The organism is Polaribacter marinaquae (genome assembly GCF_038019025.1).
GTDB classification, from domain to species: domain Bacteria; phylum Bacteroidota; class Bacteroidia; order Flavobacteriales; family Flavobacteriaceae; genus Polaribacter; species Polaribacter marinaquae.
Map to the genome: position 1 here is coordinate 2,662,007 of NZ_CP150496.1, position 12,044 is coordinate 2,674,050.

General features: G+C 39.4%; 2 protein-coding genes. Both read left to right on the forward strand.

Annotation, left to right across the window (positions count from 1 at the left end):
* The first annotated feature begins 140 nt into the window (after window positions 1-140).
* Complete coding sequence (locus WG950_RS11945; protein WP_340932646.1) at window positions 141-11,075, forward strand: MBG domain-containing protein; 10,935 nt, start codon at window positions 141-143, stop codon at window positions 11,073-11,075.
* A 42-nt stretch (window positions 11,076-11,117) separates the two neighbouring features.
* Window positions 11,118-12,038 carry a PorP/SprF family type IX secretion system membrane protein gene (locus WG950_RS11950; RefSeq protein WP_298949656.1) on the forward strand — a complete coding sequence of 307 codons (921 nt, stop codon included), beginning with the start codon at window positions 11,118-11,120 and terminating at the stop codon, window positions 12,036-12,038.
* Window positions 12,039-12,044 lie beyond the last annotated feature (6 nt).

The window sequence follows — 12,044 nt, forward strand, 5'->3', positions numbered from 1 at the left end:
AGATTATTATTTTTTTGCAAAAATTAATAAAGAATAGGATGATTTTTTTAATTATAATTAAAATATGTTTTTAACTAGAAACAAAACCTCAAAACATGAAATCAAGATTTTTTTTGCTCTTTACCTTTGTTATTTTTAACATGTCTCTTTCTTCACAGGTTGTAAGTAGTTTTGAATTTAATAATTCAAATCAATTGACGGAATCATTTTACAATGATGGATCAATAAGTACTTATCCAAGACACGAAGCTACTGGCGGACTCAACAATTCTGGTTTTGTTCGAATGAATGATGATGCTGGTAGTGTTGATGTCGATGAAGTGTTTATTTCAAAACAAGGCTACTCAAATGCGGGTGTCGGAAGCGTTTTTGAATTCAGTATGTATTTCAAATCGGTCGGCGTAGGTTATGGAGGCCTTGGGTTTCAAATTCCAGAAGGTAATGGATCACTGAATACTACTGCGCAAGGAAAATATGCTAGATCACTTGGTCGAGTTTTGGGGATATCTTTTCATGGAAATGGATACCATTGGCATAAGGGTTCCTTTTCCTCGTCTATAGATAATACTAACATCTATTGGGATGCGACAGGATATGCAGGTACTGATGGTGTTCCTAATACAGGAGACGCGGCTGCCACTGGAGTGACTGAAGAGTATAGTTGGTTAAAAGCGGTTTTGAAAATTGAAAACACAAGCCTGAATAATTATCGCATGACTATCTCCATCTACAAAGCTAAACCTGACGGTTCCGTTGGAGAACTTAATGAGACGGAGACAACGACCTACACGTCATCAGATTTTCAAAACGCTGATATTCTTCATTCTTACTTTGCCATTGGAGGTAAAAGGGTTAGTCACATAGATAGATACAGTGTGTTATTATCTGGTGGATCCTCGTTTATCGAACCAGGTCTTCCAATTGTTACTGGGTCGGCAACGAGGTCTGGGACAACTATTTCTTTGAATGGTAATGTGACGAATGATAGAGGCGCAAATGTCACAGAAAGAGGTTTTGTATGGTCTCGAACCGAGGCGAATCCTACACTTTCCGATACTAAAATTTCTTCCGGAACGGGAGAGGGTGTATTTACAGGAAGTATTACTGGCGTTACACCAGGTGCTTACTATATAAGAGCATTTGCCACGAATAGCAGTGGGACAAGTTACGGGCAGACTAGTGAATTCATTGTTAGAGGTGCTGGAAATTTAAATATAATCGCTTCAGGTGGCACAAATGAAGGAACAACATGGGACTTAAGTTCGGGCTACATTGTCTCTCTTGGATCAGAAGACGCAAATATAAATGCTTCAGTTATCGAAACAGCTCTGGCTGCTGGTGATCTAACAATTCTAACCGACGGTTACATTAATATTGAGTCAGACTTTTCATGGACTACAGATGCTGAATTAACACTTCAATCAGCGGGTAATATCTTTTTTGGAAGTGAGATTTCTGCAACTCATGCTGACGCAAGCTTGAATATTTTTTATGGAGGAAGTGACGCATCAACAGCTGCTTCGAACGGCTTTGATTACATATTTAACTTGGCAAACGACGCAAGAATCGAAATGACTGGAGCTAATGCCTCATTAAAAATTGCTAACGAATCTTATACGATTATCAATGATATCTCAGAAATAGCAACAATTCCTGTTTCCTCAGCAGAGAGAGTTGCACTAACTGATGATATTGATGTCAGCGCAACTAATTATACTGCTGCAGTAGTAACTTCAGTTTTTCAAGGGGTTTTTGAGGGTTTAGGGAATGAGGTTCAGAATATGACCATCAGAAACTCAGGTGGATCTCAAATTAACCTAGGATTCTTCTCAGAGGCTAGAGGGGCTACTATCCGAAATTTCGGAGTAACACATATGGATATTTTCACCTCTTCTACTAGTAATTCTACAGAATATCGTATCGGAGGTATTGTTGGAAGTATTGGTCAAGCAAGTTTGTCTTCTGGGCATTCTAAAACGGTCTATACTACAACTTTAGACGGGGTTTGGAGTAGCGGAAAAATCGCTACTGCCAATACAGACCCAATAACCACTGCGAACGATACAGATAAGCAGGCTATTTTCTTTGCTGGTGGACTTGTAGGAAACATCAACAATGGTACCGGTATCATAAAAAGATCTTTCAGTACGGCAGATGTTAGTTCAGCTGGATCTGAAATATCTCGAAGATTGTCAGTAGGGGGCTTAATTGGTGATGTGGGCAATTATGATACCTCAGGAAACAGCACAACCGTTAAATTAATAATAGAAAGATCATACGCCACGGGAAGTATTTTGACGGCCCATCATTCTAGCGGCTATTATGGTACCGGAGGACTAGTTGGAGTAGTGTACGTTTTAGATAGTAATATCTCAAATTCCTATTCATGGAGTAATGTGGTCTCTCAGGACGTATCTTTTGGCGGTATTACCGGGTTTAGTTCAGGTGGAACATTTAATAGTTTGTATACCACGTTAAACACTCTCGGCAATATTGAGACAAGAGTTACTCGCTCTTCGACGTATACAGGTGTTACCCCAACCAGTGGCACAACCCTTCCATCAGGGTTTAGCACTACTTATTGGTCAAAGGTTGATGGCCAGTTGCCTCGCCTTAAAGAATTACAATATCCAAGAACGGCACTTTATGTGAAAGTGAATAATGGTACAGGACCACTTGGAAATATCTCGCCAACCTATAGTATAGTAGACGCTTCAGGCACGGCAGTCGACTTAAGTACCCTAGGTTTAACTGCCCCATCAGGAGAACCACAATTCACTGTAGACAATAATACCCCGGCAGGAACCTATCGAGATGTTGCTTATCTAGGAGGTTTAACCCTCAACGGTTCTAATAGAGCATTGTATATTTTAAGACCTTATTCTCAGTTTGCGACCTATGTGATTAGTGCAACTGCACCAAATATTACGTCTTTTTCACCTACTACTGCTGAGATTGGATCCAATATCACTTTAACTGGAACGAACCTCAGCACAGTTAATGCGGTGACAGTAGCCGGAGTCACTGCAACATTTACAGTCAATTCTGCTACTTCTATTACTGTTACAATTCCAGTGGGAGCGACTTCTGGAAGTATTACAGTTTCAACAGCAACCAGTGGTCAGTCTAGTAAATCGGGCTTTATATTAGCAACTTACAACACTTTACAAGTAAGTGATATCACGATTAATGAAGGTTCGGATTGGGGTGTTTTTGAGGTCAATGGTCCTGTAGGAGATGTGTTTTCGCTCAGATTACTGCAAGCGTCAGGAGAGGCAGATTTAGGTAATGCTCCGGCCATTCAATGGTGGAATGGTAGTGCTTGGGTTGACTATATAACTGATGATCAGTTGACGATACCTAATGGAGGCACTGTTTATGTAAGAGTGGATATTACTGGTGAGCAAGACACTATTTTTGAGGGTGCAGAGACGTTTGGGTTAGAAGTTTTCGAAATCCCTAATGATTTGGTAGGGTTGATGATATATGATGCGAACTTCCAAACTTTCAATTTAGATAGTTATACGGTTACAGGTACAGATGGTGCGGTAGGGACAACCTACAAAAAAGTGAATGCGATTACCATTGATGGTCAAGCGATTGATATAGTAATCAGTATTGATGCTAAATCGAATGTAAGCAGCTTTACTTTTGATAATAATACTAATGCCTCGAGATTTGAACCTCAAATAAATTCATCTTCATCTTCAGGATCATATGTAGACTTTACTTTTGAGTTTTTCTTGTCAGGAACTACGACAAAAGTAGGAGTGAAAAACTTTGTGGTCAATCCAGTAGATATAGATGGTAGCTCATCAACAGTGAAAGAGTTTGTAGAGTTGTTCGGTTTAAGTTCGTATCAGTTAGGTCAAAATTCTGGTTTAACAGTGACACCAAACCCTTCAGGTAGAACTGGATTTACAAGATTTGAAGGAATTAATTCATCTTTAAGTGGTATTGAGTTTGAAAATACCGCCTCCTTTATTGCTTATTTCACCAGACCGGTTGATAAGTTCAAGGCGCGTATGGGGGTTACGGGTTCGAGTTCAAGTGCTAGACTCTTTTCCTCATCTATAGGTTCTGCGCTTGGAACGTTTGGCCAACCTTCAGACAATACTGTTACTGAGATTTCAGGAACAGCAACCATTATAGATGATGGTACAGGAGATTATTGGATAGGAGATAATCCTCTTCCAGCTACTTCATCTGAATTAGTGGATGCTAATATCACGCTAGATGATGATCAGGTCAGAGATATCAACTCTAATGGAATTACTGTAGCCTCAATCTCAGACTTGGTGTACAACGGAACAGCGCAAAGCCCAAGTCCGGAGGTAAAAGATGGCGATACCACCTTGGTAGAAGACACAGACTATGAGTTAAGCTATGCAGCTAACACCAATGTAGGCACAGCAACGATTACCCTTACAGGTAAGGGCAACTACAACGGAACAAGAGTTGTAACCTTTAACATTACCCGAGCTCCACTGACCATTACTGCAGATGCTAAGACAAAGGAGTTTGGAGAGGATGACCCTGAGTTAACGGTAAGTTATACCGGTTTTGTAAATGGTGAGGATGCTGAAGATCTCACAGGCACCTTAGCGATCAGTCGAGTTGCAGGAGAAGCAGCAGGCACTTATGCGATTACAGCTTCAGGTTTAACGTCAACGAATTATTCGATTACTTATGCACCAGGAGAGTTTACCATCAATTCTAAGTCGATAGCGGTTACGGATATTACCATTTCCCCTATCTCAGATGTGGTATATAGCGGATTAGCGCAAACGCCAAGTCCAGAGGTAAAAGATGGCGCTACCACCTTGGTAGAAGACACAGACTATGAGTTAAGCTATACGGCCAACACCAATGTAGGTACAGCAACGATTACGATTACAGGAATCAATGCATATGAGGGCAGTAGAACGGTAACCTTTAACATTACCCGAGCTCTACTGACTATTACAGCAGATGCTAAGACAAAGGAGTTTGGAGAGGATGATCCTGAGTTAACGGTAAGTTATACCGGTTTTGTGAATGGCGAGGATGCTGAAGATCTCACAGGCACCTTAGCGATCAGTCGAGTTGCAGGAGAAGCAGCAGGCACTTATGCGATCACAGGCTCAGGTTTAACGTCAACTAACTATGCGATTACTTATGCGCCAGGAGTGTTTACCATCACTGCTAAGTCGATTATTGATGCAGATATTACTGTTTCACCTATCTCAGATTTGGTATATAACGGAACAGCTCAAACGCCAAGCCCAGAGGTAAAGGACGGTACTACAGTACTGACTAAGGACACGGACTATGAGTTAAGCTATGCAGCTAACACCAATGTAGGGACAGCAACGATTACGATTACTGGAAAAGGGAATTACACTGGTAACAAGGTAGTAACCTTTAACATTACCCCAGCTCCACTGACCATTACGGCAGACGATAAGACAAAGGAGTTTGGAGAGGATGATCCTGAGTTAACAGTAAGTTATGCAGGATTTGTGAACGGCGAGGATAAGGACGACTTAACAGGAACCTTATTAATAAGTAGAGTATCTGGAGAGGCGGTATCAACTTATGCGATTACAGCTTCAGGATTAACATCGACAAACTACGATATAACCTATACTCCAGGAACATTTACCATTACAAGTAGACTTATTACTCAATCAGCTTTCATGGTATCTCCGATAACGGACTTAGTGTATACAGGATTAGCTCAAACTCCAAGTCCGTTGGTGAAAGATGGTGCTACAACCTTAGTAGAAGATACAGATTATGAGTTAAGCTATGCAGCATATACCAATGTAGGTACAGCAACAGTTACGATTACAGGTAAGGGTAATTACAACGGGACAAGAACAGTAACCTTTAATATTACCCCAGCGCCACTGACCATTACTGCAGAAGATAAGAGTAAGGTATTTGGAGAGTCAGATCCTGACTTAACGGTAAGTTATGTAGGTTTTGTGAATGGGGAGGATCAGAATGATCTATCGGGGACTTTATCTATCAGTAGAACTTCTGGAGAGACACCAGCTACTTACACTATCACAGCTTCAGGATTAACGTCAACCAATTATGTGATTACTTACGAAACAGGAGAGTTTACTATTGGTAGTAAGTCTATAACAGATACAGATATTAGAGTTGCTTCTATATCCGATTTAGTGTATACAGGATTAGCTCAAACTCCAAGTCCGTTGGTGAAAGATGGTGCTACAACCTTAGTAGAAGACACAGATTATGAGTTAAGCTATGCAGCAAATACCAATGTAGGTACAGCAACAGTTACGATTACAGGTAAGGGTAATTACAACGGGACAAGAAGAGTAACCTTTAATATTACCCCAGCGCCACTGACCATTACGGCAGAAGATAAGAGTAAGGTATTTGGAGAGTCAGATCCTGACTTAACGGTAAGTTATGCAGGATTTGTGAATGGGGAGGATCAGAATGATCTATCGGGGACTTTATCTATCAGTAGAACTACTGGAGAGACACCAGCTACTTACACTATCACAGCTTCAGGATTAACGTCAACCAATTATGTGATTACTTACGAAACAGGAGAGTTTACTATTGGTAGTAAGTCTATAACAGATACAGATATTAGAGTTGCTTCTATATCCGATTTAGTGTATACAGGTTTAGCTCAAACTCCAAGTCCGTTGGTTAAAGATGGAGAAATAATACTTGTTAAAGATACGGATTACACGCTATCATATCAAGATAATATCAACGTAGGCACAGCAACGGTTACCATTACAGGGATAAATGCCTACGAGGGCAGTAGAACGGTAACCTTTAACATTACCCGAGCTCTACTGACTATTACAGCAGATGCTAAGACAAAGGAGTTTGGAGAGGATGATCCTGAGTTAACGGTAAGTTATACCGGTTTTGTGAATGGCGAGGATGATGAAGATCTCACAGGCACCTTAGCGATCAGTCGAGTTGCAGGAGAAGCAGCAGGCACTTATGCGATCACAGGCTCAGGTTTAACGTCAACTAACTATGCGATTACTTATGCGCCAGGAGTGTTTACCATCACTGCTAAGTCGATTATTGATGCAGATATTACTGTTTCACCTATTGAGGACTTTGTTTACACGGGTCAAGGGATTACTCCTCCGTTAACGGTGAAGGATGGAGCAACTACTTTGGTACAGGGAACGGATTATGGATTAGATTACAGTAATAATATCAATGTTGGTATAGCTACAGTGACGATTGTTAGCTATGGCAATTACACTGGTAACAAGGTAGTAACCTTTAACATTACCCAAGCTCCACTGACCATTACGGCAGACGATAAGAGTAAGGTATTTGGAGAGTCAGATCCTGAGTTAACAGTAAGTTATGCAGGATTTGTGAACGGCGAGGATAAGGACGACTTAACAGGAACCTTATTAATAAGTAGAGTATCTGGAGAGGCGGTATCAACTTATGCGATTACAGCTTCAGGATTAACGTCAACCAATTATGTGATTACTTACGAAACAGGAGAGTTTACTATTGGTAGTAAGTCTATAACAGATACAGATATTAGAGTTGCTTCTATATCCGATTTAGTGTATACAGGATTAGCTCAAACTCCAAGTCCGTTGGTGAAAGATGGTGCTACAACCTTAGTAGAAGACACAGATTATGAGTTAAGCTATGCAGCAAATACCAATGTAGGTACAGCAACAGTTACGATTACAGGTAAGGGTAATTACAACGGGACAAGAAGAGTAACCTTTAATATTACCCCAGCGCCACTGACCATTACGGCAGAAGATAAGAGTAAGGTATTTGGAGAGTCAGATCCTGACTTAACGGTAAGTTATGCAGGATTTGTGAACGGCGAAGATAAGGACGACTTAACAGGAACCTTATTAATAAATAGAGTATCTGGAGAGGCGGTATCAACTTATGCGATTACAGCTTCAGGATTAACATCGACAAACTACGATATAACCTATACTCCAGGAACATTTACCATTACAAGTAGACTTATTACTCAATCAGCTTTCATGGTATCTCCGATAACGGACTTAGTGTATACAGGATTAGCTCAAACTCCAAGTCCGTTGGTGAAAGATGGTGCTACAACCTTAGTAGAAGATACAGATTATGAGTTAAGCTATGCAGCATATACCAATGTAGGTACAGCAACAGTTACGATTACAGGTAAGGGTAATTACAACGGGACAAGAACAGTAACCTTTAATATTACCCCAGCGCCACTGACCATTACTGCAGAAGATAAGAGTAAGGTATTTGGAGAGTCAGATCCTGACTTAACGGTAAGTTATGTAGGTTTTGTGAATGGGGAGGATCAGAATGATCTATCGGGGACTTTATCTATCAGTAGAACTTCTGGAGAGACACCAGCTACTTACACTATCACAGCTTCAGGATTAACGTCAACCAATTATGTGATTACTTACGAAACAGGAGAGTTTACTATTGGTAGTAAGTCTATAACAGATACAGATATTAGAGTTGCTTCTATATCCGATTTAGTGTATACAGGATTAGCTCAAACTCCAAGTCCGTTGGTGAAAGATGGTGCTACAACCTTAGTAGAAGACACAGATTATGAGTTAAGCTATGCAGCAAATACCAATGTAGGTACAGCAACAGTTACGATTACAGGTAAGGGTAATTACAACGGGACAAGAAGAGTAACCTTTAATATTACCCCAGCGCCACTGACCATTACGGCAGAAGATAAGAGTAAGGTATTTGGAGAGTCAGATCCTGACTTAACGGTAAGTTATGCAGGATTTGTGAATGGGGAGGATCAGAATGATCTATCGGGGACTTTATCTATCAGTAGAACTACTGGAGAGACACCAGCTACTTACACTATCACAGCTTCAGGATTAACGTCAACCAATTATGTGATTACTTACGAAACAGGAGAGTTTACTATTGGTAGTAAGTCTATAACAGATACAGATATTAGAGTTGCTTCTATATCCGATTTAGTGTATACAGGTTTAGCTCAAACTCCAAGTCCGTTGGTTAAAGATGGAGAAATAATACTTGTTAAAGATACGGATTACACGCTATCATATCAAGATAATATCAACGTAGGCACAGCAACGGTTACCATTACAGGGATAAATGCCTACGAGGGCAGTAGAACGGTAACCTTTAACATTACCCGAGCTCTACTGACTATTACAGCAGATGCTAAGACAAAGGAGTTTGGAGAGGATGATCCTGAGTTAACGGTAAGTTATACCGGTTTTGTGAATGGCGAGGATGATGAAGATCTCACAGGCACCTTAGCGATCAGTCGAGTTGCAGGAGAAGCAGCAGGCACTTATGCGATCACAGGCTCAGGTTTAACGTCAACTAACTATGCGATTACTTATGCGCCAGGAGTGTTTACCATCACTGCTAAGTCGATTATTGATGCAGATATTACTGTTTCACCTATTGAGGACTTTGTTTACACGGGTCAAGGGATTACTCCTCCGTTAACGGTGAAGGATGGAGCAACTACTTTGGTACAGGGAACGGATTATGGATTAGATTACAGTAATAATATCAATGTTGGTATAGCTACAGTGACGATTGTTAGCTATGGCAATTACACTGGTAACAAGGTAGTAACCTTTAACATTACCCAAGCTCCACTGACCATTACGGCAGACGATAAGAGTAAGGTATTTGGAGAGTCAGATCCTGAGTTAACAGTAAGTTATGCAGGATTTGTGAACGGCGAGGATAAGGACGACTTAACAGGAACCTTATTAATAAGTAGAGTATCTGGAGAGGCGGTATCAACTTATGCGATTACAGCTTCAGGACTAACATCGACAAATTACGATATAACATATACTCCAGGAACCTTTACGATTAATAGTAGGTCAATTACGGAAACTGATATTACAGTAGCTCCTATAGCAGATCTTGTATACAATGGATCGTTACAAAGGCCTAAGCCTATTGTGGAAGATGGTTCAAACCTATTAGAGGAAGGAATCGATTATAAATTAAGTTATAGTGATAATATCAATGTAGGACAAGCGATGGTAACGATTACAGGGCTTGGTAATTATGATGGTAGTAGAACCGTAAGGTTTATGATTGTACCAAAGGTTATAGAAATTTTAATACCAGATCAAGAGAAAGATTATGGTGCTCAAGATCCTGTATTGGTATTTACAGCAGATCCTGTACTTTTTGGTTCGGATGAATTTACAGGGGTGTTATCACGAGAATCAGGTGAGGCTGTAGGAGAGTATTTAATATCCTCTGGGACTTTAAGTGCAGGAGATAATTATACTTTAAATATTCAGTCAGATGCTATTTTTAGGATTATTAGAATTGATAGTGACGGAGACGGTGTTGCGGATGATATAGAAGAGACAGATGGAACAGACCCGTTAGATACTTGTGATTTTGTATTGGCAAGTCAAACATTTCCACCGAGTATAGCTTGGGACACAGCAGACTGTGATATTGACGGAGTAACCAATGCCGAAGAATTGATAGATGGTACTGATCCATTGAATTCAGATAGTGATGGAGATGGAGTTGTAGATGGTTATGAGAAAACAGATGGTACAGATCCATTAGATTTTTGTTCATCAGTACCATCTAGAATTACAGAGTCATTATCTGATGAATTTTTGTTTAGTGACTGTGACGGTGATGGTTTGAGTAATGGAGATGAGATTGGATTAGATCCAAAAAATCCAATTGGCTCAAATGGTAATGGTATTTTTGATTATTTAGAGTTCAATAATTATAGACCTTCGGCAGAGGATAATTTAGAGGTTTTTAATTTATTGACTCCAAATGGAGATGGCCAGAATGATGTATTTGTGATCCGTAATATTGAGTTGTATCCGGAGAATATTTTAGAGATTTACAATCGTTGGGGATCTAAGGTTTATAATGTATCGGGATATGGGCAAAATGGAAATTATTTCACAGGTGTTTCCAATGGAAGAGGAGTAATTTCACCATCATCATTATTACCAACAGGCACATACTTTTATATTTTAAAATATAAATCAAGTTCAGGAGATTTTAAAGAGCGCAAGGGTTATTTATATTTAACTAGATAGATTGTTTTAAGATATAAGATAAATTGTAAAAATTAAAAATAAATGAAAAAAATAGTCACACTTGTTATTATACTTATAAGCGGATTGAGTTACTCTCAGCAAGATGCTCAGTTTAGTAACTATATGTATAACACGCTGAGTTTTAATCCGGCGTATGCTGGTTCCCGTGGTACGACAAGTATTTATTTATCACAACGTTCTCAGTGGATTGGTTTGGATGGAGCACCGACAACGAATGCTCTTTCGTATCATTCCCCTTTAGGTTCTTCTAATTTAGGTATTGGGTTGAGTTTTTTAAATGATGCGATAGGGCCTGTTGAAGAGAATTTAGTTTCTTTAGATATGAGTTATACGATCCAAACGTCATATGATTATAAATTAGCCTTTGGATTACGAGCGAGTGCTCATATGCTGAATGTAGATTTCAACCAGTTAAATATATTTAACCCAGGGGATGTATTGGCGCAGAATAACATTAATAATCGTATTTCTCCGAACTTTGGTTTTGGAGTGTTTTGGTATTCAGATAAGAGTTATTTAGGATTTTCAATTCCTAATTTATTACAGACCAAACATATTAATAAAAACTTAGGAGCATCTGTAAGTTCGATATCTAAGGAGCGTTTGCATTATCATTTTACAGCGGGTTATGTATTTGATTTAAGTCAAGATGTATTATTTAAGCCTGCATTGTTGACAAAGTTTGTTTCGGGTTCTCCGTTACAATTGGATGTATCGGGAAATTTTCAGATATATGATAAGTTTACTATAGGAGGGTCATATCGTATAGATGCAGCTGTGAGTTTATTAGCTGGCTTTCAGTTAAGCAGGAATTGGTTTTTAGGTTATGGTTATGATTTTGACACAAATAATCTATCTACGTTTAATTCAGGTTCACACGAGGTTTTCCTACGTTATGAAGTATTTAGGAATAGCAATATAAAAGCACCGCGATTCTTTTAAAAAAAA